We start from the raw sequence: 26,151 nt of genomic DNA on the forward strand, positions 1-26,151 counted from the left end.
TACCGTGGCGGTCGTTGACTCCGCACGGGCGCCCGGCGATGCTCGGCCGATGGGGAGAATCACACGACAGGTGGGTGCGTTGCTGGCGTCCGCCGCCCTGGTGGCGGGCGCAGCGGCGTGCAACTCGGGCAGTGGATCAGCCGGGTCCCCGGACAGTTCGGGCACTGCCGCTTCGTCCGATCCCCCGGTGACCCCGGCCGAACCGCTGCGGTTCTATCCGGTCGTCCGGGAGTCACAGGGGACGTGCCCGGCCGGGAAGGCGTCATACATCCGTGACGGGCACAGCGACAGCTGCCTGCGGCTGGCTGCACCGGCGCTGACCGTCACGCAGCTGCGATCGGCGCGAGCCGCTCGGATCGAGGGCGGCACCTGGGCTGTGCAGATCGTGCTGCGGCCGGCGGATCGGGCCCGCTTCGGCACGCTCACCAAGAAGCTCAGCGCAAACCAGCCGCCTCGCAACAAGCTGGCCCTGGTGCTCGGCACCGCTCCGGGCGGGCGACTGCTCACGGCGCCCGTCGTCATGTCGCGGATCAGCACCGGTTCGGTGCAGATCACCGGCGGTTTCACGAAATCGAGCGCCCAGCGGCTGGTGCACGACCTCGGCGCCTGACCGTCACACGTCGGCGGGTGCGTGCCGCTCCAGGAACCGGTAGACCTCGGTGTCGTCGACGCCGGGGAAGACGCCGGGCGGCATCGCGGCGAGCAGGTGGGAGTGCACCCGCGCCGACGGCCAGGCGTGCCCCGACCAGCGCTCCGCGAGCCCGGGCGGCGGCTGGTTGCAGCAGCTCGGGTCCGGGCACCGGGAGACCGCGCGCTCGGTCGTCTCGCGGCCACGCATCCACTTCACGTGGTGGTAGGGCACCCCGACGTTGACCGCGAAGAGTCCGTCGCGGGTGCGGTCGACGACGGCGGTGCACCAGTAGGTGCCCGACCGTGTGTCGGTGTAGGCCTGATAGGCCTGCGACAGGTCGGGTTGCTCGAAGACGCGGCGGGCGGTCCAGGACCGGCACACCCGCTGCCCCTCGATCGCACCGGTGGGGTCGGTCGGGAACTGCACGCCGTCGTTCTCGTAGGCCTTGTAGACCACGCCGTCCTGGCTGATCCGCATGAAGTGGACGGGAATGTCGAGGTGGTGGGTCGCCAGGTTGGTGAACCGGTGTGCGGCCGTCTCGTAGGACACGGCGTAGGCGTCACGCAGGTCCTCGATGGCGATGTCCTTCTCGGCCTTGGCCCGGCGCAGGAAGTCGACCGTCTCACCCTCGGGCATCAGCAGCGCCGCGGCGAAGTAGTTGATCTCGACCCGCTGGGACAGGAACTCCGCGTAGTCCGCGGGCGGTTGGTGCCCGAGGACCATGTGACCGATCGCGTGCAGTGCCAGCGAACGCGAATCATGTTGTCCCGCTTCGGGTTGCGGCAGGTAGATGCGCCTGTTCTGCAGGTCGGTGACCGTGCGCGTGGAGCCGGGCAGGTCGGAGGTGTGCACCAGCTTGAAACCGAGCTGGGCGGCGATGCGGTCCACCGCCGCCCGGCTGATGGGACCGCCCGGATGGTTGATCGAGCCGAGCAGCTTGCCCGCCTCGGCCTCGATGTCGCCGAAGTAGTTGTTCGCCGCCCGCATGCGTTCACGCAGTTGGGCGTTGGCACGTCGGGCGTGCTCGGGCGTGGCCGCGCTGTCGGCCCGGGCCGCGGCCATCGCCTCGTGCATCCCGACGAGCGCCTCCAGCGCTTCGGTGGGCAGGCGCGGGCTCACCTTCACCCGTGGCAGGCCCAGGCCCTCGTACGACGGCAGCCGCTGGGCGCGTTCCAGCCGGATCTCCAGCGCCGCGCGACGGCTCGGCGGCGCGGTGGACAGCAGCTCGGTCAGCGGCGTGTCCAGCTCCTGCGCGAGCGCCGAGATGACCGACAGGCGCGGCTCGCGCTTGCCGTTCTCGATCAGGGAGAGCGCCGAGGTCGACATACCGATGGCGGTGGCGACGTCCCCGAGGGTGCGGCCGGCCTCCTGACGGACGTGCCGCACGCGGCGCCCGACCGTCAGCGCGTCGGGCGTGCTGCCCGACTCCTTGACGGCCTCCTTCGTGCCGGGGCTGGTCAGCCTGCCCGGGTCGCTCTCGCGTGTGTCTCGCATCACATTCGGCGTGCTTTTGACACGCCTTGCCGATGCGGGTCGCTGTGAAACTCGTGCCATGCGGGCACAATATCGTAAAAATCGCGATTCTTTATCAAGAACTTGCTGTTGTTTCGCACTCTGGTTACTCCAGAGTTGTCTGCATCGAACGCACCGCACGTCGCGAAAGGACCGATGCAGTCATGAGCACCCAGCAGCAGCCCAGCACCACCGAGCAGGAGACCTCCCTGCAGAACGAGTGGCACAGCAACCCCCGCTGGGCCGGCGTCAAGCGCGACTACACCGCTGGTGACGTCGTCCGGCTGCGCGGCTCGGTCCAGGAGGAGCACACCCTCGCCCGTCGCGGCGCCGAGCAGCTCTGGGACAAGCTGCACACCGAGGACTACATCAACGCCCTCGGCGCGCTGACCGGCAACCAGGCGGTCCAGCAGGTGAAGGCCGGGCTCAAGGCCGTCTACCTGTCCGGCTGGCAGGTCGCCGGTGACGCCAACCTCGCCGGACAGACCTACCCGGACCAGTCGCTGTACCCGGCCAACTCGGTCCCGTCGGTCGTCCGCCGCATCAACAACGCGTTGCTGCGCGCCGACCAGATCGAGTTCGCCGAGGGCATCAAGACCGTCGACGAGTGGCTGGTCCCCATCGTCGCCGACGCGGAGGCCGGTTTCGGCGGTCCGCTCAACGCGTTCGAGCTGATGAAGAGCATGATCGCCTCCGGCGCGGCCGGCGTGCACTGGGAGGACCAGCTCGCGTCGGAGAAGAAGTGCGGCCACCTCGGCGGCAAGGTGCTCATCCCGACCCAGCAGCACGTGCGTACCCTCAACGCGGCCCGCCTCGCGGCCGACGTCTCCGGGGTCCCCTCGGTCATCATCGCCCGCACCGACGCGGAGGCCGCCACGCTGCTGACGACCGACGTCGACGAGCGCGACCGCGAGTTCCTGACCGGCGAGCGCACCTCCGAGGGCTTCTACAAGGTCCGCAACGGCATCGAGCCGTGCATCGCCCGCGCCAAGGCGTATGCCGACTACGCCGACCTTATCTGGATGGAGACCGGCACCCCGGACCTCGAGCTGGCCAAGCAGTTCGCCGAGGCCGTCAAGGCCGAGTACCCCGACCAGATGCTGGCCTACAACTGCAGCCCGTCGTTCAACTGGAAGAAGCACCTGGACGACGAGACGATCGCGAAGTTCCAGCGTGAGCTCGGCGCGATGGGCTACAAGTTCCAGTTCATCACCCTGGCCGGCTTCCACACGCTCAACCACTCGATGTTCGACCTCGCCCAGGGCTACGCCAAGGAGCAGATGAAGGCCTACGTCGAGGTCCAGGAGCGCGAGTTCGCCAGCGAGGCACAGGGTTACACCGCGACCAAGCACCAGCGCGAGGTCGGTACCGGCTACTTCGACCTGGTCTCGACGGCTCTGAACCCGGACAGCGCGACGACCGCGCTGAAGGGCTCCACCGAGGCAGCTCAGTTCTGATCTGTCCCACCCCGGTCGGCTGACGCCGACCACCCCGACTACCCGGGTCTGCGCGGTCAACTGGCTCCGGCCGCGCAGACCCGGGTGATTTCATCCCCACGAAGCTCCGAAGGCACCTCGCACACCGGAAAGGACAACTGTCATGTGTGACGACCACGGAACACCCGTGGTGCGCGGCACGATGCACCCACGCTTCGACCAGATTGTGACCCCGGAAGCCCTTGCCTTCGTAGCCGCACTCGACGGCGCCTTCGCCGGGCGCCGCGCCGACCTGCTCGCGGAGCGACGACGGCGCGCGAAGGAGATCGACGCGGGCGCGAACCTTGACTACCTGCGGGAGACCGCCTCGATCCGCGCCGACCCCAGCTGGAAGGTCGCCGCTCCCGCACCAGGCCTTGCCGACCGTCGATGCGAGCTGGTCGCCCCGGCAAGCCCCAACACCGCTGCGCACGCGATGAATTCGGGTGCGTCCACGTGGTTGGCAGACCTGGAGGACAGCGTCGCGCCGTCCTGGCAGAACATCATCGACGGTCAGCTCACCCTGTATGACGCGATCCGTGGCGACCTCGACTACGAGTCGTCCGACGGGACCGCGCTGACCACCAGCGGTGACGGTCCCACGATCATCATGCGGCCGCGCGGATGGCACCTGTGCGAGAAGCACATCACCATCGACGGGCGACCGATCTCGGCGTCGCTGTTCGACTTCGGTCTCTACTTCTTCCACAACGCCAAGCAGCTGATCGACAACGGCGCCGGCCCGTACTTCTACCTGCCCAAGATCGAGTCCCACCTCGAGGCCCGGCTCTGGAACGACGTCTTCGTGCTGGCCCAGCGCACGCTCGGCATACCGCAGGGCACCATCCGCGCCACGGTGTTGATCGAGACGTTGCCGGCGGCATTCGAGATGGACGAGATCCTCTACGAACTGCGTTCGCACTGCAGCGGATTGGCAGAAGGCCGCTGGGACTACGTGTTCAGCTACGTGCGCACGCTCGCGCACCGCGGAGACGAGTTCGTGCTGCCCGACCGTGAGCAGATCACGATGACCACGCCGTTCCTGCGGTCGTTCACGCAGTTGCTGATCGCGACCTCCCACAAGCGCTGGGCCTACGCGCTCAGCGGTCCGGCCGCGGTCAACCCGACCAGTCACGACGAAGCGGCACGACATCGGGCGCTGGCCAAGGTCACCGCCGAGAAGCAGCGGGAGGCCACCGAGGGTTTCGACGGCTCGTGGGTCGCGCATCCGGCCGTGGTCGAGACCTGCCTGACGGCATACCGGAACGTTCTCGGCGACCGGACCGACCAGCGCTCACTGCGCAAGCCGGCGGCGGTCTCGGCACGAGACCTCATCTCACTCGACGGCATCCAGCAGACGATCAGCCTGAACGGCGTCCGGCGCAGCGTGTCGGTCTCCTTGCGCTACCTGGCGTCGTGGGTCGGCGGCACGGGTGCCATCACGATCGACAACCTGATGGAGGACGCTGCCACCGTGGAGATCTCCCGGGCGCAGCTGTGGCAGTGGCTGCACCACGAGTCGCAGCTGGCCGAGGGTCCGCACGTCACGCGGGAGCTGCTCGACCGGGTCATCGACGAGGAGCTGGCGACGCTGACCCGTGGTCAGGACGCCGACACGACGGCACGCTTCGAGGCGGCCCGCGAGGTGCTCACCTTCGGGGCGCTGAGCGACTACCTGCCCGGCTTCTTCACCAACTACGCCTACGTCCGGTACCTCACGGAGCAGGCGCTGCGGATGACGCCGGCGGGCCCGGACGACCTGCGTCAGTCCGAGAACGTCGGCGCCGGCACGGCGCACGCCTCCCCCGCCGCCTGACCCCCAACCACCGACAGGCTCACCAAATCCCGAAAGGCCCAGTAATACAGTCCTTTTCGACCGTATCTGGCCGGGATTGCTGAGCCTTTCGATGTGTTTGTGGGCCTCTCGGTGTGTTTGTGGGCCTCTCGGCGACGAGCACTCGCGTCAGCTCTTCTCGCGCTCGACGGAGGACAGCCGCATCTCGTCGCGGTCGAGCATGCCCAGGGCCGCCCTGATGCTCTGTGAGCTGAACCTGCCGCGCCGCTCGAAGCCGTCCAACGCGTCCCGTTGTGCGGCGACGACCTCCAGCCGGATGCGGCAGTAGTCCTCGACCTCGGAGCGTGCGTCCAGATCGGCTCGCCGGTCGAGCGAGTCGCGCTCGCTCACCAGGTCGTCGCGCACCCTCGCCAACGTCGCCTCCTGTCCGTCGTCCTGCACGGTGGCGGCCAGCTCGTCGAGCTTCTCCAGACCCGCCTCGTACAGGTCCTCGATCAGATCGCGCTGCTCCCGACCGACCCGGTCCGCGCTGCTCGCACTCACCTTGGCCGCTCGTATGACGGCAGGCAGGGTCAGCCCCTGGCCGAGCAACGTGATCGCCGCGACCAGGTAGGCGATCAGCACCAACTCGGATCGGCGCGGAGTGTCGAACGGCAGGGTCAGCGCAGCGGCGACGGTGATCGATCCGCGCATCCCCGCCCAGCCCAGCACCACGGCACTACGCCAGCCGATCGCCTCGTTGAGCTTGAAATCCAGGTCGGCCGCGAGCCTTTCGACCCGTTCGGTGACGCGCTCACGCCGCCGGCGTTGCGCTGGTCCTGCCGGATCATCGCCACGAGAGGCACCACGAACAGCAGCCGCAGCAGGATGACCGCCAGCGCGGCAAGTATGCCGAGCAGGATCGTGCGGCCGACGCTGTGACCGTCGGCCTGCACGCCGTCCGCCAACGGTTTCAGGTCGATCCCCATGAGCAGGAAGATCGCGCTCTCCATCAGGAAGGTGATCGTGCGCCAGTTCATCGACTCGACCCACCGATCGCGGGCCGCGATCCGGCGCGGTCCCTCCTGCCCGATCACCAACCCGGTGACCACGGTGGCGAGCACGCCCGAAGCGTGCAGCTCCTCGGCCGGCAGGAAGGCGATGAAGGGTACGGCGAACGACATCGCGGTGCTCAGCACCGGGTCGCGCAGCAGCGGACGCACCCGCACCATGACCTCACCCACCACGACGCCGATCACCACCGCGATCACGACCGACCTGATGAAGTCGCCCGCCACACTCCACAGTGACACCGAGCTCGCGATGGCCGCGACCGCCGAACGCAGCAACACCAGCGAGGACGCGTCGTTGACCAGGCCCTCGCCCTCCAGCATCGTCACGACCCGCGGCGGGAGCCCGAGCCGTCGGCCGATCGACGTCGCCGCGACGGCGTCCGTGGGGCTGATCACCGCGCCGAGTGCGAAGGCCGCGGGCCAGGAGACCCCGGTCATGATCGTGTGGAAGAGTGCTCCGACGCCCACCGTGGTGATCACGACGAGCACGACGGCCAGGCCGCTGATCGCCTTCAGATTGCGACGGAAGTCCTGGCCCGGCATCTCGACCGCCGACGAATACAGCAGCGGCGGCAGGACCCCGGCGAGGATCAGCTCCGGGTCGAGTTGCACCACGGGGGTGCCGGGGATGTAGCTGATGACGATGCCGACCACGACGAGTGCCAACGGTGCGGCGACCCCGAGCCGTTTCGAGAACGCACTCACGACAACGATGCTCAGCACCCCGAGGATGGCGATGAGGGTGATGCTCATGGCTCAACAGTTCCAGATGTGGGACCGTTGTCGCCATGAGCGCGCGTATGCCGAGCGAAACGGCACCTCAGGACCACATCTGGATGGCTTTCCCGTCCCAGGGCTACACGCTCGGCGACACCGCGACGGAGGCCGACGAAGCCCGATCGACCTGGGCCGCCGTGGCCCACGCGGTGCTGGAGTTCGAGCCGGTCACGATGGTCGTGGATCCGGGCGAGCTGGAGATCGCGCGTCGCTACCTGTCCGCGGACATCGAGATCGTGCAGACCCCGCTCGACGACGCGTGGATGCGCGACATCGGCCCGACCTTCGTGTATGACGACGACGGGCTGGCCGGCGTCGACTGGACCTTCAACGGCTGGGGCGCGCAGGAGTGGGCCACCTGGGACCTCGACGCGAAGGTGGCGTCATACGTCTTGCAGCAGGCGGACGTTCCACGGATCGCATCGTCGATCGTCAACGAGGGCGGCGGTTTTCACGTCGACGGCGAGGGCACGGTGCTGGTGACCGAGACCGTCCAGCTCGACCCGGGCCGCAACCCCGACGCCACCAAGGCGCAGATCGAGGCCGAGCTCGCCCGCACCCTCGGAGCGACGCACGCGGTGTGGCTGCCGCGCGGGCTGACCCGCGACTCGCAACGCTTCGGCACCCGCGGTCACGTCGACATCGTGGCGGCGATTCCGTCGCCGGGTGTGCTGCTGCTGCACGACCAGCGCGACCCGGCGCACCCGGATCACGCTGTCATGCAAGAGATCGAGAGCGCGCTCGAGGGCACCACCGATGCTGCGGGTCGTAGCTGGGACATCCGCAAGGTGCCCGCCCCAGCCACGCTCGAGGACGAGGAGGGTCCCGTCGACTACAGCTACCTCAACCACCTGGTGGTCAACGGTGGCGTGATCGCGTGCTCGTTCGACGACGCGCACGACGAGGAGGCCGCGGCGATCCTCGGCGACGCCTACCCGGGTCGCAAGGTCGTCAGTGTCGACGCACGACCGCTGTTCGCGCGCGGCGGCGGCATCCACTGCATCACCCAGCAGCAGCCGACCGCCCCGTAGCCAACGCCTCGTTAACGCGCGAACACCTGCTGTGCCCGCAGTGCGGCGCGGGTGACGGTGCGGGCGTCGACCGGGTGTGAGGTGTCGATGTCGATGCGCAGCCCGAAGTCGAATGCGCTGCCGTTGCACGCGATCCATTCCCAGTCGAGGTCTCGTTGGGTGTCCTCGTCGACGCCGTGCACCGGGTGTCGTTGCCCGTCGGCGACGCGCTCCTCGTGCCGGCGACGGGCGGTGGCGATGGGTACGTCGCACCAGACGTGCGGCACTCGGGCCGGGTCGAACCCGGCACGGCGCAGGCCGTCCATCGCCATCCGGTGATCACCGGACCACCAGATGTTCTCGACCACACCACCGACCGGGGAGGTGGCCAGCAACTGCCACAGCACCTCGCCGGCACCGGCTCCCAGGGGTGAACCCGCGCCGCCGGTGCCCTGCAGCCGGTGCCGCAGGTCGGGGTCGAGATGGTCGAAGATCGTCTCCTTGATCACGTCCTTGGCGAAGACGGGCACACCCAGCTCGGCCGCGAGCCGGGGAGCCAGCATCGATTTGCCTGATCCCGGGATGCCGTTGACCAGCAACACGATTCGTGGACTGCGATGCGGTGCGTATGCCGAGGACGGCCACTCCTCCCGGGTCACGGCGTGGACGATGTGATCGCGCCAGGCCGCGCCGTCCGCGCTCGGCAGCCAGAGCATGTCGCGCACGAAACCCTCGCGCCGGAAACCGAGGGAACGCAGCAGCCCGGCCGACGGCGCGTTGCCCGGCCGAACGTTCGCCTCCAGCCGGTGCAGACCCATACCCCGCGGCGCCGGTGTGAAAGCCAGGTTGATGATCTGGCGCATCCCCTCGGCGAACAGGCCCCTGCCGGCGTACGGGTCGTAGGAGTCGTAGCCCAGCACGCCGTTCTGGAATCGCCCGCGAACCACGTTGGTGACGTTGACTTTTCCGACGATGCCGTGACTGCCCTCGGGGTCGTCGGCGTGGATCAGGAAGGTGCGGTGTTCCTCGCTCTGCCGCTCCAGGTGCCAGGTGATGTCGTCGGGGTTGACGGGGTTCCAGACGCTGACGCGTTCCGCGGACTGCCGGACGGCCGCGCGGTAGGCCGGGACGTCGCCGGGTTGCACGGTGCGCACCCAGACGCGACGGCCGCTCGACTGCAGCGGGTGAAGGCGCGGGTCCACGGTCAGGAACGCACCTGACGCCCACGCAGGACGATGCGCTGCGGATCCTTCAGGACGCCGACGTCGTCCCGCGGGTCCGCGGCGTAGACCACGAAGTCGGCGCTCTCCCCCTCGTCCAGGCCCGGCCTGCCGAGCCAGTCGCGGGCGCCCCAGGTGGCGGCGTTGAGCGCCTCGACATTGGTCATCCCGGCCCGCGTCAGCTCGGCGACCTCGGAGGCGACGAGTCCGTGCGGCAGTTGGCCGCCCGCGTCGGTGCCGACCCAGATCGGCACACCCGCTTCGTGTGCTGCGGCGATCGTGTCGAAGCGCCGGTCGTAGAGATCGCGCATGTGCGCGCCGTATGCCGGGAACTTCGCCTCTCCTGCTTCGGCGAACTTCGGGAAGTTCTCGATGTTGACCAGCGTCGGGACGATCGAAATCCCTTGCTGGGCAAAGAGGTCGATCGAGTCCGGCAACAGCCCGGAGGCGTGCTCGATGCAGTCGGTCCCGGCAGCAGCGAAGTCGAGCAGCGACTCCTCGCCGAAGCAGTGCGCCGTGACCCGGGCACCCTCCTCGTGCGCGGCGTCGATCGCGTCCTGCAGCGCCTCACGCGGCCAGCAGGGTGACAGGTCGCCGCGGTCCCGGTCGATCCAGTCGCCGACCAGTTTCACCCACCCGTCGCCGCGGCGTGCCTCCTGGCGCACGTAGGCGACCAGGTCCTCCGGCTCGATCTCGTGCGCGAAGTTGCGCAGGTAGCGCTTGGTGCGCGCGATGTGACGGCCGGCGCGAACGATCCGCGGGAGATCCTCCCGGTCGTCGATCCAGTGGGTGTCGACCGGTGAGCCTGCGTCGCGGAGCAGCAACGCGCCCGCCTCACGCTCACGCAGGGCGTGCTGCTCGGTGGTCTCCTTGTCGACGCCGCCCGTGGCTTCGAGGCCGACATGACAGTGGGCGTCGACCAGCCCGGGAAGCACGAATCCCTGCACGGTTTCGACGTCGTCGGCGTTCGTCGGCGACGACCAGCTGATCCGGCCGCCCAGCACCCACAGCTCATCACGGACGTCGTCGGGGCCGACCAGGACACGCCCGGTCACGTGCAGCACAGGTGGGTCGCTCGCCATACGACCGACCCTACTGGCAAACCCGGCCGAGCCGCCGCACGTCGAGCCGCTGCGGCTCCGTCCGGGGGACGACGCCACGCGCGACCTGCGGGCCACGACGCTTGTACCGGCCGATCCGCCCAGGTAGCTTCGAACCAGCTGGGTCCGCGCAGTGAGTCAATCCACGGGAGTTGTCACCACATGGGTATTTTCGACAGGGTCGCACCTCCGGGCAGCCGGCGTCGCGACGCCGCCCGCACGCTGCGGAACACCGTGCGGTCGACCCGTCCGGCGGCAGCCGGCGCGCCGCCCTCCCGACCCCAGACGGTCGAGCAGGAGAAGCAGACGCTGAAATCCAGCTGGGCGAGCCTCGATCCCGACGCGTTGGACGACTACCTCGTCAGCGGCTTCCAGAACCCGCAGATCAACGCGCAGAGCATCCTCACCCGCCATCGGCTGATCCGGGAGCTCTTCCCCGACGACGACTTCGGCGAGCTGATGCGCGATGAGATCGAGCATTCGGCCCGCGCCACCACGGCGCTGCACGAGCGGTCGAGCGACCTCGGTATCACGATGGGCACGTTCGTCAGCAAGACCAGGCGCGCCGAGGTCCGCAAGGTCAACGAGGCCATCGCGGACTGGCAGGACGACTACGAGAAGAAATGGGCGTCGACCCTGGCCGGACGGACCGTGGAGCGGAAGCTGAGCGTGCTGGAGTTCGCCTGCGGCTCCGCCAACGACTACCGCTACTTCGACGCCTACGGCATCGCACAATTCCTCGACTACACGGGGATCGACCTCAACGACAACAACATCGTCAATGCCAGGCGTCGCTATCCCGGCGTGGACTTCCAGGTGCAGAACGTGCTCGATCTGCCCTTCGGCGATCGCAGTTACGACTACGTCGTGGTGTTCGACCTCTTCGAGCACATGTCGATCGAGGCGATGGAGCAGGCGCTCGGCGAGGCCTGCCGCATCGCCCGCAAGGGTCTGCTCCTGACCTTCTTCCTCATGGCCGACAACCCCGACCACGAGGTGCGCCCGAAGCGGACGTACTTCTTCAACACGCTGAGCAGGGCCAAGGTGCAGGAGCTGGTGGAGAGCAGGTTCGGCCCGGTGGAGGCGGTCCGGATCGGCGACCTGGTGGACGAGTACGGTGAGCGCGCGTCATACAACCCGCGGGCCTGGTCGATGTTCGCCACGCGTCGCCAGGACTGAGCCACGCGCACACGGCATACTTCCCAGGTATGGGCGGGTCGACCGGGGACGAGAGCGAGCTCGGCGACTTCGTCGCTGCTCGCACCGCCGAGCTGCACCGCACGGCATACCTGCTGACCGCGGACCAGGACCGCGCGGAGCGCCTCGTCGAGGTGGCGGTCGCGCAACTCGCCCGGCACCGCACCGACATCGGTCAGGCCGGTGCGGAGGCCCGGCGTTGTATGGCGCGCCTGGCGGCGACCGCCACCACGCCCACGCCGGCAACCCGCACCGCTGCGCCGACCGACGACGCCGACACCGCGATCGCCGACCTCTCACCCCGCCAGCGAGCCGTGCTGCTGCTGCGCTGCCTCGACGGTCACGACACCCGGTCGACGGCACGCGAACTCGGACTGGCACCGTCCAAAGTCACCGACGCGGAGCAATCCGCCTCGCACACCGTGGGATTCGAGCCACACGACGATCGTCTCCGAGCCGCACTCACTGACTTCTCCGAGCGCGCGACCTGGCCAGATCCCGACGTCACGCTCAGCCGGGCGGAGCACGTGCAACCCCCGCGACGCCACTCGCGGAAACGGTACATCGCGGCCGCTGCCGTCATCGCGCTCACCGCCGCCGCACCGATCGGCAGCCAGATCGCGCACGACCGCTGGCTGAACACGCCCGCGGGTATCAACGCCAGTCACGGCACGCACCTGCGCCCCTACATCGAGGGCTACAAGCTCGTCGGGGCTCAGCGGGTGCCGGCGGGCGCCAAGCGCGAGCTCGAGCTGCCGTCCGGCGACGTGATCACCGTGGCGTGTGACAACTTCTCGCCTACCAAGGAGTCGGATGCGCCGGTCGTCCGGACTGCCAAGAGCACGGGAGCTTGGCCGTGCTTCAAGCAGTCGGCCCGCTTCTACTACTTCGCCACGACCGAAGGCAACGCAACGATCAAGGCCCCTCCGCAGCAGGGGCATTCGATCATCGTCGGCATCTACCGGCCGGTGCCCTGGGCCGACTATCCCGTCGCGCAGGACAACTTCCATGTAGTACGTCGCGCAACGCTCGACACCAACGCGAAGATGAACTTCACCAAGCCCCCGGTGCGGCGCGGCAAGACGCTGGTCATGACCGGTAGGAACGGCGTGTTCACCGGCACCGTCAAGAAGCCTGCCGCCGCGCGGGGCACCACCTTGTTCCTGAGTGGTCTGTTGTTGCCGACGACGACGGGGCAGTACAAGGTGGAGGTCGACGGTCAGGCGGTCACGGACTGCTCCTACACCGCCCAAGACTCCACCTGGTGCCGGTTCTACGACCGCGACATCCGCCCCGTACCGCTCTCCCCGATCTTCGGCACTGACACCTTCGACTCGGCGCGCCCGGGTCCGGTCAAGGTCCGCGTTGTGGTTCGGGACGCACTGGGCCCGTGGAAACTTCAATTGCGTTACGACAGATACGACCCGGAGAACTGAGCGACGGGGTCCGCTACGGCCGCTTAACCTGGGGGCATGCGTGGTCGATCCGATGAGGACTTCGAGAAGTTCGTCGTCGCCCGCGTCCAGGACCTGCACCACGACGCCTACCTACTCACCGCGTCCGAGGCCGACTCCGAGCAACTGGTCGCGCACACGCTCGCCGAGCTCGCCCGCGATCGCGTCGACCTGACGCAGGCGACCACCACGGCCCGCGTTCGTATGGCGCGCGCCGCGGCCCACACCAATCTGCCGGAGGCGGGCAACGTCACCGACCTCTCGGCACGATTCCGGCCACTAGCCGCGCTGACCGCCCGACAGCGCGCGATCCTGACACTGGAGGCACTCGACGGCCACGACCTGCACTCGGTCGCCCGCGTCCTGCGCCTGTCACCGCGCGACGTCGAGCAGGCGTATGCCGCCATACCTCCCGAGTTCACCGATGTGGACCCGGCCGAGCTGCGTCGGCTCCTGCAAGACTTCGGTGATCTTGCCGAATCTCCTGATCCTGCAACGACTCTCGCGCAGGTGCATGCGCTCCCGCCACCACCGAGGCGTCCCTGGTGGTCGTACGTCGCGGCACTCGCGGTCGTCGCCCTGACCGTCTCGACCCTGTGGATCGCCCAGAGCTGGCACGACGACTGGCTGCGCACCGCCGCCGGCCTCAACCACGCCCACGGCACGCACTACCCGGCGTACGCCCAGGGCTACAAGCTCGTCGGCATCCAGGACGTGGCACCCGGCCCGGCCACCTCGCTCGACCTCGCGGATCAGGGCGGCGCGGTCATGATCGAGTGCGCCGACGACGAGGGAGCGGTTCCGAGATCGGGCGGATATCGAGTGAGCTGGTCGGCCTCTACACCGCGCACTGTTCCACACCGGACATGCTCAACCTGACGCCGGCGACCGGTGAGACGCTGCTGGCGATCGATGACTTCGACCGCAAGACATGGCCGGTGGCCACGTACCGGAAGCTCGCCTGGGGCGAATACCCGGTGGCGGAAAGCAATTTCACCGTCGAACACGACCAGACGTTGCACGACGTGGCTGCGCCGGCGACCGGCATGGGCCGGCCGGTCGAGCCGACGGTGTCGGGTCCGGTGCTCACGATTCGCAGTCACCCCGGCAAGCTGAACGGCACATTCAGCGGCACCCTGACCGTGCCGCCGGAGGCGTTCAACACCGAGCTCGAGGTCGCCGGGCTGCTGTCACCGACCACCACCGGTCGCTACCGGATCTTGGTCGACCACTCGTCGCCGTGGAGCACCTGCGGAGCGCACAACGTGGTCGTCTACACCGACTCGAACGAACGCTGGTGCGAGCTGTACGACCGGGCGATCCCGCAGGTGAGTTTCCTCGAATCAGCGCCGCTCGGTGCACAACGGACGATCCCGATCCGGATCACCGTTCAACATGCGATCGGCCCGTGGCAGCTTCAAGTGGTCGCCGGCCGGTACGCGATCGACACCAACTGACTCGCCGATTCGCAGGCCGAGGAAGTGACGACAGTAGTGACTTCCTCGCGTCAGTCCTTCTTGCCCGCGTCCGGACCGAGGAACTTCTCGAACCCCTTGGGCAGCTTCAGGTTCGAGAAGTCCTGCTCCTCCTCAGGCTGCCCGAACGCGCTGCCCATCGCCTTGTCGCGCGCCGCCGTCGCCTTCTGCGCCGCCGCCGCCTCCTGCTGCGCACGCTTGGCGGGGTTGCCGCTCTTGCCCTTCTTCTTCGGCTGCTGCTTGCCGCGCTTGCCGGCACCGCCGCCGGGCAGTCCCGGCATACCGGGCATGCCACCGCCGCGCCGCATCTGGCGCATCATCTTCTGGGCCTGGCCGAAACGCTCGAGCAGCGAGTTGACCTCGGAGACGGTCACCCCCGAACCGCCGGCGATGCGCGCACGGCGGGATCCGTTGATCTGCTTGGGGTGGGTGCGCTCGAACGGTGTCATCGAGCGCACCATCGCCTCGACCCGGTCGAACTCCTTCTCGTCGAGGGCGTTGAGCTGGTCCTTCATGCCCGCCATACCGGGCAGCATGCCCATCAGGGCCTTGAGGTTGCCCATCTTCTTGATGGCCGACATCTGCTGCAGGAAGTCGTCGAAGGTGAAGTCCTCCTCGTCCATGAACTTGCGCGCCATCGCGGCGGCCTGGTCACGGTCGAACGCCTTCTCGGCCTGCTCGATGAGGGTGAGGACGTCACCCATGTCGAGGATGCGGGAGGCCATCCGGTCGGGGTGGAAGACCTCGATGTCCTTGGTCTGCTCACCGATCGAGGAGAACATGATCGGCCGCCCGGTCACCGACGCCACCGACAACGCGGCACCACCGCGGGCGTCACCGTCCAGCTTGGAGAGCACGACGCCGGTGAAGTCGACGCCCTGCTGGAACGCGAGCGCGGTCTCGATCGCTGCCTGACCGATCATCGCGTCGATGACGAACAGGACCTCGTCCGGCTGGATGGCCTCGCGGATGTCGGCGGCCTGCTTCATCAGGTTCTCGTCGACCGCGAGGCGGCCGGCGGTGTCGACGATGACCACGTCGTACTGGCGCACCTTGGCCTGGCCGACACCGGCCTGCGCCACCCACACCGGGTCGCCGTAGGACTGGGTGCCCTCGCTGCTGGCGGCGTCGTGGCCGCCGATGTTGCCCCGCTCCGGCGCGAAGCACGGCACGCCGGCGCGTTCGGCGACCACCTCGAGCTGGGTGACCGCGTTGGGTCGCTGCAGGTCGGCCGCCACCAGCACCGGGAAGTGCCCCTTGTCGCGCAGGTGGCGCGCCAGCTTCCCGGCGAACGTGGTCTTACCGGAACCCTGCAGACCGGCCAGCATGATGACGGTCGGCGGCCGCTTGGCCATCTGCAGTTCACGGGTCTGCCCGCCGAGGACCTCGATGAGCTCCTCGTTGACGATCTTGACGACCTGCTGTCCCGGGTTGAGCGCCTGGCTCACCTCGGCGCCGAGCGCCCGCTCGCGGATGCGCCCGGTGAACTCGCGCACCACCGGCGTCGCGACGTCGGCGTCGATCAGCGCGAGCCGGATGTCCCGGATCGTGGAGTTGATATCGGACTCGGTGAGGCGACCCTTGCCCCGGAGGTTCTTGAAGGTCGACGTCAGGCGGTCGGACAGGCTGTTGAACACGCAGGCAAGGTTAACCCGCGCGAGGCGGTGCACCATCACACGCGTCGATCAGCGCACCGATGATTCGCGCCACGTCGGGCGGAGTGACGGCCGCGGGAGTCAGGTAGAAGGTGTCCAGAGACTGGCCGGCGTAGGTCGCCACGTGTGCGGACCGGATGGCGAGTCCCTGTGTCGCGAACGCGTCCCCGAGGTCGCCGAGCAACCCCGGCCGGTCCGCGGCCCGCACCTCCAGCACGAGCGCGTCGGCCGACGCATCCGGCACGACGGTCGCACGTGACGGCGGCATACCCACCCGCCGCCCCTCGGGTATGACGCGCGGCTGGCGCCGCGACGAGCGCCCCGGTTCCTGGAAGCCCCGCACCAGCTGCTCGGCGTCCGGCAGGTCCGCCAGCGGAGCCTCGACCTGCCAGGTGTTGTGCGCGATCCCGTCCGTGGTCCGGACCCGCGCCGACCGCACCGTCATACCGAATGACGCCAGCAGCCGCGCGCTCGCGGCGAACAGGCCCGGGCGGTCCCGGTCGGCGATCTCGATGGTCGCCCCGGACGACGTCCCGTTCACCACGATGTATGGCGCCCGCAGCGCCACCCGCTGCACGACGACCGGGTCGAGCACCGCGTCCTCGCCGGCCACCGGCATGGACCGCTCCCCCAGCGCCGACCGGGCGTGCTCGACCAGCGACCGGACCAGCCCGGCCCGCCAGGAGGTCCACGCCTTCGGCCCGGCGCCGATGGCGTCCGCCTCGGTGAGCGCCGCGAGCAGCTCCAGCACGTCCGGCCGCTCCTCGACGGCGGTGACCAGCGCCTTGGTGGTCTGCGGGTCGTGCGGGTCACGCCGGGTGGCCAGGTCGACGAGCGCGAGGTGCTCGCGCACCAGCAGTTCGAGGACTTCGACGTCCGCGGTGTCGAAACCCATCCGCCGGGCGATGTTCACCGCCACGGGTGCGCCCTCGACCGCGTGGTCGTGGACCCCGGCGATCTTGCCGATGTCGTGCAACAGCGCCGCGATGAGCAACAGGTCGGGGCGCCGTACCCGGTCGCGCAGCGCCGCCGCCTGCACGACCGTCTCGATGAGGTGCCGGTCGACCGTGTGCCGGTGCACCGGGCTGCGTTGCGGACGGCCGCGCACCGCGGACCACTCCGGCAACCACGCGCCGATGACGCCGGCCAGGTCCAGGGTCTCCCAGACCCGCACCAGCCCGGGCCCGGACGCGAGCAGGTCGACGAACGCGTCCCGCAGCTCGGCCGGCCACGGTGCCGGGATGCTCGGCAGCTCGCCGGTCAGGTTGCGCAGGGTGCTGGGCCCGATGGGCACCTCGCGGGATGCCGCGGCGGTGGCAGCCCGCAGCAGCACCAGCGCGCCGCGCTGGTGCATCTCGCGGCTGCCGAGCACCACCTCGCCGTCGTGCAGGTAGAGCCCGTGCCCGAGCGGCCGCAGGATCGGCCGGCGCGGGCCGGTCCGCAGCGCGCGGGCGCGCTGCGACTGGCCGGCCCGCCGTACCGTGTCGTCGAGCGCGTGCGAGATGACCCGCCCCGCCTGCACGACCGAGGTCAGCAGCGCGTCGGAGTCCGGCTCACCGAGCAGTGCCGCGACGGCGTCCTGGTCCTGACGCGCCAGCCGGTCCCGCCCGCGGCCGGTCACGACGTGCAACGCGTCGCGCACGTCCAGGAGCCGGTCGTATGCCGCGTCCACCGCACCGTGCGGCCGGTCGGCCAGCCAGGCGGCGGCCAGTGACCGGAGCACCGCCATGTCGCGCAGCCCGCCGGCCGCCTCCTTCAGATCGGGCTCCAGGTCGTTGGCCAGGCCACCGTGTCGTTCGTGCCGCACCCGCAGCGACTCGACCAGCTCCGGCAGCCGCTTGCGGGCGTTGGCCCGCCAGTCGTGCGCGATGCTCTGCCGGACCTGGGCGACCAGCAACTCGTCACCGGCGACCGGCTCGATGTCGAGCAGTCCGACGGCCGCGGCCAGGTCGTCGGACGCGACGGCGCGGCACTCCTTCGGGGTGCGAATACTGTGATCGAGCCGGATTCCCTTGTCCCACAACGGATACCAGAGCGCGTCGGCCAGCGCGTCGAGCTTCTTGCCCCCGAACGAACGCGTCGCGTGCACCAGCACCAGGTCGTAGTCGGACAGTGGACCGCCGTCGCGGCGCGCCACGCTGCCGACGACCGCGAGCGCGACCCCGTCGCCGGGTACCCGCACCTGGGCGGTCGCGTCGGCCCACAACTCACGCATCAGGTCGAGGTTGTATGCCGCCAGCCGTTCCCGCCGGGCCGCCCCCGCACCGGGCCGGGTGAACTCCCGGGTCCCGGCGAGGCCCAGCCGCTCCTGGTCGATGCTCATCATCCGATTCACTCCTCGCTCCCACCACCTCGCCGACCACGTCCGCCCCCACCCCTTCGCCGAGAGGACACAAAAGGTGCCGAGAGGACACGAAACAGGGGGTCCGTGGGGCCGGTTTTCGTGTCCTCTCGGGTGGTTTCTTGTCCTCTCGGCGATCAGGGCGGCACCGATCGGCGCCCGGTCACGGGACCCCGGTCACCGGACCCCGGTCACCGGACCCCGGTCACAGGGCGCCTTCGCCGTGCTCCCCCGTGCGCACCCGGACGATGTCGTCGATCGGCAGCACCCAGACCTTGCCGTCGCCGATGCGGCCGGTCTGCGCGGCCTTCACGATGACGTCGACCACGCTGCCGGCGTCAATGTCCTCGACGACGGCCTCCAGCCGGATCTTCGGGACGAAGTCGACCGTGTACTCCGCACCGCGGTAGACCTCGCTGTGCCCACGCTGCCGGCCGTACCCACTGACCTCGCTGACCGTCATACCGGTGATGCCGTAGGCCTCCAGGGCCTCCTTCACCTCGTCCAGTTTGAACGGTTTGATGATGGCGGTGACGAGTTTCATGCGTTCACCTCTTCCTTGTCGGTGTGTCTGAAGGGTCGACCCGGGTGGTGCCCGAGTCTGCTGGCGGAGAAGACGCTGCCGAAGTCGTATGCCGTCTCGGCGTGTTCCGCTTGATCGATGCCGGCCGCCTCGTCCTCATCGCTGACCCGCCAGCCGATCGTGGCGCGCAGCGCGAAACCGATGCCCGCGGTCACCACTGCGGCATACCCCAGAGCGACCAGCGCGATCACGAATTGCACCACCAGCTGGCGCCATTCGCCATACACCAGACCGGTGCCGCGGGCGAAGAAGCCCAGCGCCACGGTCCCCCAGAAACCGGAGACCAGGTGCACGCCGACCACGTCGAGCGAGTCGTCGAAGCCGAGCTTGAACTTCAGCCCGATCGCGTATGCCGACAGCACCCCGGCCACCAGTCCGACGGCGATCGCGCCCAGCGGTGTCACGTTGCCGCAGGCCGGCGTGATCGCGACCAGGCCGGCGACGATGCCGGAGGCCGCTCCGATCGAGGTCGGGTGACCGTCGCGCAGCTTCTCCAGCACCAGCCAGCCGACCATCGCCGCGCAGCCGGCGACCGTGGTGTTGACCCAGACCAGTGCCGCGGTCGCGTTGGCGCCGAAGGCGGAGCCGGAGTTGAAGCCGTACCAGCCGAACCACAGGATGCCCGAGCCGAGCATCACCAGCGGCACGTTGTGCGGGCGCATCGGCTGGCTGCCGAAGCCCATCCGCTTGCCGATGATCAGCACCACGACCAGGGCCGCCATCCCGGCGTTGATCTCCACCACGGTCCCGCCGGAGAAGTCGATCGGCGCCACCTTCGCCACGCCGTGCACCGTCCCGAACAGCTTGGCCGCCAGCCCGTCCGCCGATCCCGACAGCAGGCCGCCGCCCCAGACCATGTGTGCCAGCGGGAAGTACGCCAGCGTCGCCCACAGTCCCGAGAACACCAGCCAGGTCGAGAATTTCACCCGATCCGCGACCGCCCCGCTGATCAGCGCCACGGTGATGGCCGCGAAGGTGCACTCGAAACCCACCAGGACCAGCGTCGGTATGCCGCCCGCGTGCAGCGCCCCCGGTTGTCCCGGTAACAGACCGGACAGCCCGAAGAACTGGAACGGATTCGCGAAGATCCCCAAGTGGTCGTGGCTGCCGAACGACATCGAGTAGCCCCACAGCACGTAGATGATCCCGATGACCCCGAAGGACCCGAACGACATCATCATCATGTTCAGTACGCCCCGCGACCGGCCGAGCCCGCCGTAGAAGAGCGCGAGCCCCGGGATCGTCATGAAGAGCACCAGCGACGCCGAGACCAGCATCCACGCCGTGTTGCCGGTGTCGAGTGTCGTCGGCGGCGCCGCGGACGACAGGCCGGAGATCAGGAAGGGCATGCGGGACAGCTTCGCAATGCACAGTTTCCGGAACGTGCGTCATTGTGTTACATCCGTGTTGCCGTTTCCTGGGAGCGTTCACAGCAAGTCCACCCGGTCCGTGACGCTCGCCTGGGCCGGCAGCTGGGGCCGGTGCCCGAACCGGCTGCCGAACACCGCTCCCAGTTCGTATGACGTCTCGGCGTGTTCCGACTGGTCCACGCCGGCCATCTCGGCCTCCTCGGAGACCCGGAAACCCATCACCTTGTCGAGCACGAAGCCGATGGCGTAGGTGACCACGAAGGAGAAGACGAGCACGAAGAACGCCGCGCCGGCCTGGACACCCAGTTGCAGGAAGCCCCCGCCATACAGCAGCCCCTCCTGGGTGCCGGAGCCGTTGGGGCTGCCCTTGCTGGCCAGCAGACCGATCAGCAGGGTGCCGACCAGGCCGCCGACCAGGTGCACGCCCACGACGTCGAGGCTGTCGTCGAAGCCGAGCTTGAACTTCAGGCCCACGGCGAGCGCGCAGATCCCACCGGCCAGCAGGCCGACGACGAGTGCGCCGATCGGGGTGACGGTCGAGCACGCCGGGGTGATGGCGACCAGGCCGGCCACGACGCCGGAGGCGGCACCGAGCGAGGTGAACTTGCCGTCCCGCATCCGCTCGACCAGGAGCCAGCCGAGCATCGCGGCGGCGGTCGCACCGAGCGTGTTGACCCAGACGCCGGCGGCGAGGGAGCCGGCGGACAGCGCCGAGCCGGCGTTGAAGCCGAACCAGCCGAACCACAGGATGCCGGCACCGAGCATCACCAGCGTCAGGTTGTGCGGCCGCATCGGCTCCCGGCCGAAACCGAGCCGCTTGCCCAGCACCAGGGCCAGGGCCAGACCCGCGGCTCCAGCGTTGATGTGGATGGCGGTGCCACCGGCGAAGTCGTAGGCGCCGTGCCCGTTCAGGAAGAAGCCGCCGTTGGCGATCCAGCCACCGGTGTTAGCCGCGAACCCGTCGAACGCGAAGACCCAGTGCGCCGCCGGGAAGTAGACGATGGTCGCCCACACGACGGTGAAGACCGTCCAGGTGGCGAACTTCGCGCGGTCGGCGATCGCACCACTGACCAGCGCCACGGCGATGATCGCGAAGACGACCTGGAACGCCACGAACGCCGGGCCGGGGATGGTCCCGTAGGTCGCGGTCAGCACGCCGTGCAGCCCGAAGTGGTCGAACGGGTTGCCGAGCCAACCGCCGGTGCTGTCCGCGCCGAACGTCTCGGAGTAACCCCAGAGCAGCCACACCACGCCGATCGTGGCCATGCTGATGAAGCTCATCATCATCATGTTGAGCACGCTCTTGGTGCGGACCATGCCGCCGTAGAACAGGGCGAGGCCCGGCGTCATGAACAGGACGAGCGCCGCGGAGGCCAGCACCCACGCGGTGTCACCCGAGTTCGGCGTCGCGGCCGCCGCAGCAAGTGAAGTAGTGGTCATGTCCAGAAACCTTGGCAATGCACGGTTTCCGGTGTGTGCGCGCTCGTGTTACAGCCGTGTTGCTGTTGATCCCGTGCGTTAACAACACGTTTCGGAGCCCACCTGCGAGTCGAGCAAGGCGCAGCCGCGGTGGCCGAGTAAGCGGCGAGGAACGAGCCGCGCATCGAGGAACGAGCCGCGCATCGAGGTCCCGCGCCACCCTGCGGGTCGAGTAGGGCGCAGCCGCGGTGGCCGAGTAAGCGGCGAGGAACGAGCCGCGCATCGAGGTCCCGCGCCACCCCTCGCATAATGGCTGTATGTCGCTGCTCGTCCTGCCCGGACCGGTGCGCCGCGTACACGACGCACTGCGGCACCGCGCCGCGCTGCAACTGCGCGACCACGTGGCCGGTGCGGACGCGACCCGCCGGGCGGACAGCATCTGGGGCAAGACCGGTGAGCGGTGGTTCGGCCCGGCCGACCCGATCTGGCGGGTGCATCTCGACGCGGCGATGTTCGTCGCCGGGATCCGGGCCCTGCTGCTGCAGTCGCTGCACCCGCTGGCGATGGCCGGTGTCGACCAGCACTCCAGCTACCGGGAGGACCCGTGGGGCCGCCTGCAGCTGACCAGCAACTTCATCTCCACGACGACCTTCGGCACCGTCCCGGATGCGGAGCGGCTGCTGGCCCGGGTGCGCGGCATCCACCGCCGGGTGCACGGCGAGTTCGCGGGTGTCCCCTACCGCGCGGACGACCCGCACCTGCTGGCGTGGGTGCACGCGGCAGAGGTGGACAGTTTCCTGACCTGTTTCCGGGCGTTCGGCGGCGGGAGCCTGACCGACGCCGAGGCCGATGAGTATGTCGCGCAGATCGGCTTCGTCTCGATGCAGCTCGGCTTCGAGGGAGCACCGACGTCCGTTGCGGGGTTGCAGGAGACGCTCGAGGCGTTCCGGCCGGAGCTGCGCGGCACGGCACAGGCGCGGTCGGCGGCGCACTTCATCGCCTGGAAGCCGCCACTCGCGTTGACCGCGCGGCCTGCCTACCTCTCCCTGGTCGCCGGTGCGGTCGGGACGCTCCCGGCATACGCCCGGGAGATGCTTGGCTTCCGCACCCCGCCCGGCGGGGCCGCAGTGCTGCGGGGCATGGGCAAGGCGGGTGCCGCCGGCGTGCGCTGGATGCTGTCGGACCCGCGGATCCAGGCCGACCGCCGCGTCAACCAGGCGGCCCAAGCCGCGGGGCACGGCTGACCCTGACGGTCCGATTCACCGTTGACGGCCGAATTCGGCCGTCACTCGTGATTCGGACCGTCAGCCTCGGCCACAGCGGCCCGTCGAAGCCCGACGTTTCAGTCGAGCACCGCGTCGACGAACGCCTTCGGGTCGAACGGTGCCAGGTCGTCGGCGCCCTCCCCGAGCCCGACCAGCTTGACCGGGACACCGAGTTCGCGCTGCACCAGCACGACGATGCCGCCCTTGGCGGTGCCGTCCAGTTTGGTGAGCACGACCCCGGTGATGTTGACGGCCTCGGCGAAGACCTCCGCCTGCCGCATGCCGTTCTGCCCGGTGGTGGCGTCCAGCACCAGCAGGCACTCGTCGATCGGGCTGCGCTTCTCGATGACCCGCTTCACCTTGGCCAGCTCGTCCATCAGCCCGACCTTGTTGTGCAGCCGACCGGCGGTGTCGATCATCACCACGTCGACCTCGCCCTCCTGACCGGCCTGCACCGCGTCGAACGCCACCGCCGCGGGGTCGGCGCCCTCCTTCTCGGAGCGGACGGTCGGTACGCCGACCCGGGCGCCCCAGGTCTCCAGCTGGTCGGCCGCGGCCGCTCGGAAGGTGTCGGCCGCGCCGAGCACGACGTCCTTGTCCTCGGCGACCAGCACGCGCGCCAGCTTGCCGACGGTGGTGGTCTTGCCGGTGCCGTTGACCCCGACCACCATGATCACGGCCGGACGGTCGCCCACCCGGCTACCGGCGATCCGCCGGTCCATGTCCGGCCCGACCTGCGCCAGCAGCTCCTCGTGCAGCCAGCTCTCCAGCGTCTCGGTGTCCGGCGAACCCTCAACCTGTACTCGACGTTTCAATCCGTCGACGATCTCCGTGGTCGCGTCGACCCCGAGGTCGGCGCCCAGCAGGGTGTCCTCGACTTCTTCCCAGACCGTGTCGTCTAGCTTGTCCCCGGACAGCGCGCTGAGCAGGCCCTTGCCGAGGGCGTTGTTGGAGCCGGCGAGGCGTGACCGCAGCCGCGTCATCCGGCCGCGGGCGGACTCCGGTCGCTCGATGCTCAGAGCGGCCGGCTCCTCCTCGACGGCGGGTGCCGGTGCCGGTTCCTCGACCTCCGGCTCGACCGCCGGCGGCGCCTCGGCCGATGCCTTCGGGGCGGGCGCCGCCGGAGCCGGTTTCTCGGCCGCACCCTTGCTGGTGTCGATCGTCGCCGTACCGCTGGGCTTGTAGGTGTTGGCACTGCGGGTCTTCGCCTCACGTGCCGGCGGCGGCGCTACCGGCGGAGCCGGCTTCCCACCGCCACGGCGCAGGTAGCCGACCAGCAACCCGAGGCCGGCGAGTACGACGACCGTGATGATGACGAGAATTTCCCAGAGCGAGTCCACGCCGCAATCATGGCAAACGGATCACTCGGGCGGGAGCGGTGCCACCCCTTGCACCCTCTGCGGGGTGCGTCACGCCTGTCAGCTGGCGGCGCGTTCTTCCTGCCCAGGGCTCGCGTCCGCCTTACGTCCCCGTCGCTCGGTCACCGAGCTGACGACCTGCTCGGCGCGCTCGGTGAGGACCTCGCGGCCCTCCCTCCGAGCGGGAACGGCGACGACGCCGATGACGGCCCCGGCGAGAGAGACTCCGATGACCAGCGCAAGGATCAGCCACAGCATGCGGCAATTGTGGGGCCGAAGTCTGTGATTACCAAGGCAAAACCCTTGGTATGACGCGAAAAGTTGCCTAATTCACGTGGGACGGATCCCTGGCACGTCCCGGCGCGTCATACCGACACCCGAAGGGACGTACGTGCACGCTCGTCCAATCCTTCGTTACCCTCGTCCGGACCAATCGACGCAAAGGATCAGTTGTGACCAACTACCCGAACGACCCCAACCAGCCGGGCAACGGCGGCGAGCCGCCGAGCGACGGCTCGGGCTACCCGCAGAACGGCAACCCGCAGGGCGGGCAGTATGGCGCACCGCAGCAGGGTGGTCAGTATGGCGCACCGCAGCAGGGCGGCCAGTACGGCGCACCGCAGCAGGGCGGCCAGTACGGCGCGCAGCCCTACGGCTCCCCGCAGTACGGAGCTCCGCAGCCGGGTTCGCCCTACGGTGGCGCCCCGCAGCCGGCGGGTGAGCACAGCAAGTCCACCCTGATCCTGGTGCTCGGCATCCTCAGCCTCGTCTGCTGTGGCCTGTTCACCGGCATCCCGGCGATCATCCTGGGTCGCCAGGCGATGCAGGAGATCGACTCCTCCGGCGGCGCCGTCGGCGGCCGCGGCAAGGTGAAGGCCGGGTTCATCTGCGGCATCATCGGCACCGTCTGGACGATCATCTACGCGATCGTCCGACTCGCGACCCACTGACACCGACTCGGCACGACGGAAGGCCCGGCACCGCGTGCCGGGCCTTCCGTCGTCCTCAGTCCTGGTAGAGCCACTGCCCCCAGGGCGTCCACCGGTAGACGGTGAACGCGACCATCAGCACGGCGATGATCGTCATCGGCACCTTCGGGGTAGTCATCAGCACCGCATCGCTGTCGCCGCGTGCCCGACGCACGAACCACCGCACGATCAGCAGGGTGCCGGCGCAGAGGATGAGCACCGCAGCCGCGTTGGACAGCAACGCGGCCTCGATGCGCCCGCGGGTGAGGTCGTTCATGGCGCGCAACCCGCCGCACAGCGGGCACGGGTGACCGGTGATCGTCAGGAACGGGCAGAATCCCCACGACCCGGACTGGTGCGGGTCGTGGAAGTGCAGCGCCACCAGGGCGGCCGACCCGGCGAACGCGGTCAGCACCGGCCCTTTGACGCGCCGCGTCCACGGCACCACAGGGGTGACCGTGGACGGGTCGACTCGGGTGGCGCTCACCCGACCA

The 26,151-nt window shown here is 69.3% G+C and carries 23 protein-coding genes; 10 read left to right on the forward strand and 13 right to left on the reverse strand.

Going from position 1 to position 26,151, the window contains the following annotated elements:
• Positions 1–49 precede the first annotated feature (49 nt).
• Positions 50–610 (forward strand): SecDF P1 head subdomain-containing protein, encoded by a 561-nt coding sequence (locus tag FHU39_RS12005; protein WP_183320592.1) that lies wholly within the window; start codon positions 50–52, stop codon positions 608–610.
• A 3-nt stretch (positions 611–613) separates the two neighbouring features.
• On the opposite strand, the gene FHU39_RS12010 is transcribed toward FHU39_RS12005, so the two are convergent.
• Positions 614–2,125: a helix-turn-helix transcriptional regulator gene (locus tag FHU39_RS12010; protein WP_183320593.1), complete on the reverse strand. Its 1,512-nt coding sequence runs from the start codon at positions 2,123–2,125 to the stop codon at positions 614–616.
• A gap of 182 nt (positions 2,126–2,307) precedes the next feature.
• Between FHU39_RS12010 and aceA the strand changes: the two genes are divergently transcribed.
• Both aceA and aceB read left to right on the forward strand, forming a co-directional pair.
• Positions 2,308–3,600, forward strand: coding sequence for an isocitrate lyase (aceA, locus tag FHU39_RS12015; RefSeq protein WP_183320594.1), 1,293 nt, complete (start codon positions 2,308–2,310; stop codon positions 3,598–3,600).
• 142 nt (positions 3,601–3,742) lie between these two features.
• On the forward strand, positions 3,743–5,434 hold the full coding sequence (aceB, locus tag FHU39_RS12020; RefSeq protein ID WP_183320595.1) for a malate synthase A: 1,692 nt from the start codon (positions 3,743–3,745) through the stop codon (positions 5,432–5,434).
• 147 nt (positions 5,435–5,581) lie between these two features.
• Here the strand turns inward: aceB and FHU39_RS23830 are convergent, their stop codons facing one another.
• Entirely contained in the window at positions 5,582–6,106 is a 525-nt protein-coding gene (locus FHU39_RS23830) for a cation:proton antiporter (RefSeq protein ID WP_221185245.1), read from the reverse strand.
• Positions 6,073–7,218, reverse strand: coding sequence for a cation:proton antiporter (locus tag FHU39_RS12025; protein ID WP_221185246.1), 1,146 nt, complete (start codon positions 7,216–7,218; stop codon positions 6,073–6,075). The genes FHU39_RS23830 and FHU39_RS12025 overlap by 34 nt, the downstream gene beginning before the upstream one ends.
• 35 nt (positions 7,219–7,253) lie before the next feature.
• Between FHU39_RS12025 and FHU39_RS12030 the strand changes: the two genes are divergently transcribed.
• On the forward strand, positions 7,254–8,273 hold the full coding sequence (locus tag FHU39_RS12030) for an agmatine deiminase family protein (RefSeq protein ID WP_183320596.1): 1,020 nt from the start codon (positions 7,254–7,256) through the stop codon (positions 8,271–8,273).
• Between the two features lie 11 nt (positions 8,274–8,284).
• On the opposite strand, the gene FHU39_RS12035 is transcribed toward FHU39_RS12030, so the two are convergent.
• Positions 8,285–9,454, reverse strand: coding sequence for a GNAT family N-acetyltransferase (locus FHU39_RS12035; protein WP_183320597.1), 1,170 nt, complete (start codon positions 9,452–9,454; stop codon positions 8,285–8,287).
• A 2-nt stretch (positions 9,455–9,456) separates the two neighbouring features.
• The gene (locus tag FHU39_RS12040; protein ID WP_183320598.1) at positions 9,457–10,554 is read right to left on the reverse strand and encodes an amidohydrolase family protein; all 1,098 of its coding nucleotides are present in this window, start codon (positions 10,552–10,554) and stop codon (positions 9,457–9,459) included.
• A 180-nt stretch (positions 10,555–10,734) separates the two neighbouring features.
• On the opposite strand from FHU39_RS12040, the gene FHU39_RS12045 reads away from it, so the two are divergent.
• The 4 genes from FHU39_RS12045 to FHU39_RS12060 are packed head-to-tail and all read left to right on the forward strand — an operon-like array spanning position 10,735 to position 14,680.
• Positions 10,735–11,751, forward strand: coding sequence for a class I SAM-dependent methyltransferase (locus FHU39_RS12045; RefSeq protein WP_183320599.1), 1,017 nt, complete (start codon positions 10,735–10,737; stop codon positions 11,749–11,751).
• A gap of 29 nt (positions 11,752–11,780) precedes the next feature.
• Complete coding sequence (locus FHU39_RS12050; protein ID WP_183320600.1) at positions 11,781–13,205, forward strand: RNA polymerase sigma factor; 1,425 nt, start codon at positions 11,781–11,783, stop codon at positions 13,203–13,205.
• Between the two features lie 36 nt (positions 13,206–13,241).
• Complete coding sequence (locus tag FHU39_RS12055) at positions 13,242–14,102, forward strand: hypothetical protein (protein ID WP_183320601.1); 861 nt, start codon at positions 13,242–13,244, stop codon at positions 14,100–14,102.
• Positions 14,090–14,680 carry a hypothetical protein gene (locus FHU39_RS12060; RefSeq protein ID WP_183320602.1) on the forward strand — a complete coding sequence of 197 codons (591 nt, stop codon included), beginning with the start codon at positions 14,090–14,092 and terminating at the stop codon, positions 14,678–14,680. Before FHU39_RS12055 ends, FHU39_RS12060 begins: the two co-directional genes overlap by 13 nt.
• 50 nt (positions 14,681–14,730) lie before the next feature.
• Here the strand turns inward: FHU39_RS12060 and ffh are convergent, their stop codons facing one another.
• From ffh to FHU39_RS12085, 5 genes are all read right to left on the reverse strand, one after another.
• Positions 14,731–16,335: a signal recognition particle protein gene (ffh, locus tag FHU39_RS12065; protein WP_183320603.1), complete on the reverse strand. Its 1,605-nt coding sequence runs from the start codon at positions 16,333–16,335 to the stop codon at positions 14,731–14,733.
• A 10-nt stretch (positions 16,336–16,345) separates the two neighbouring features.
• Positions 16,346–18,679 (reverse strand): [protein-PII] uridylyltransferase, encoded by a 2,334-nt coding sequence (locus FHU39_RS12070; RefSeq protein ID WP_246336217.1) that lies wholly within the window; start codon positions 18,677–18,679, stop codon positions 16,346–16,348.
• A gap of 220 nt (positions 18,680–18,899) precedes the next feature.
• Entirely contained in the window at positions 18,900–19,238 is a 339-nt protein-coding gene (locus tag FHU39_RS12075) for a P-II family nitrogen regulator (RefSeq protein ID WP_183320604.1), read from the reverse strand.
• The gene (locus tag FHU39_RS12080) at positions 19,235–20,626 is read right to left on the reverse strand and encodes an ammonium transporter (RefSeq protein ID WP_183320605.1); all 1,392 of its coding nucleotides are present in this window, start codon (positions 20,624–20,626) and stop codon (positions 19,235–19,237) included. Before FHU39_RS12080 ends, FHU39_RS12075 begins: the two co-directional genes overlap by 4 nt.
• 78 nt (positions 20,627–20,704) lie before the next feature.
• A complete protein-coding gene (locus FHU39_RS12085) occupies positions 20,705–22,087 on the reverse strand; it encodes an ammonium transporter (protein WP_183320606.1) in 1,383 nt (460 codons plus the stop codon).
• Positions 22,088–22,383: 296 nt separating this feature from the next.
• Here FHU39_RS12085 and FHU39_RS12090 point away from each other — a divergent pair, with 296 nt between their 5' ends.
• Positions 22,384–23,310: an oxygenase MpaB family protein gene (locus FHU39_RS12090; protein ID WP_183320607.1), complete on the forward strand. Its 927-nt coding sequence runs from the start codon at positions 22,384–22,386 to the stop codon at positions 23,308–23,310.
• Positions 23,311–23,408: 98 nt separating this feature from the next.
• On the opposite strand, the gene ftsY is transcribed toward FHU39_RS12090, so the two are convergent.
• The gene (gene ftsY, locus FHU39_RS12095; RefSeq protein ID WP_183320608.1) at positions 23,409–24,671 is read right to left on the reverse strand and encodes a signal recognition particle-docking protein FtsY; all 1,263 of its coding nucleotides are present in this window, start codon (positions 24,669–24,671) and stop codon (positions 23,409–23,411) included.
• 78 nt (positions 24,672–24,749) lie between these two features.
• Positions 24,750–24,947 carry a hypothetical protein gene (locus FHU39_RS12100; RefSeq protein WP_183320609.1) on the reverse strand — a complete coding sequence of 66 codons (198 nt, stop codon included), beginning with the start codon at positions 24,945–24,947 and terminating at the stop codon, positions 24,750–24,752.
• Positions 24,948–25,141: 194 nt separating this feature from the next.
• On the opposite strand from FHU39_RS12100, the gene FHU39_RS24990 reads away from it, so the two are divergent.
• On the forward strand, positions 25,142–25,639 hold the full coding sequence (locus FHU39_RS24990) for a DUF4190 domain-containing protein (protein WP_221185248.1): 498 nt from the start codon (positions 25,142–25,144) through the stop codon (positions 25,637–25,639).
• Between the two features lie 55 nt (positions 25,640–25,694).
• On the opposite strand, the gene FHU39_RS12110 is transcribed toward FHU39_RS24990, so the two are convergent.
• Complete coding sequence (locus FHU39_RS12110) at positions 25,695–26,144, reverse strand: DUF2752 domain-containing protein (protein WP_183320610.1); 450 nt, start codon at positions 26,142–26,144, stop codon at positions 25,695–25,697.
• Positions 26,145–26,151 lie beyond the last annotated feature (7 nt).

It is taken from the genome of Flexivirga oryzae (genome assembly GCF_014190805.1).
GTDB classification, from domain to species: domain Bacteria; phylum Actinomycetota; class Actinomycetes; order Actinomycetales; family Dermatophilaceae; genus Flexivirga; species Flexivirga oryzae.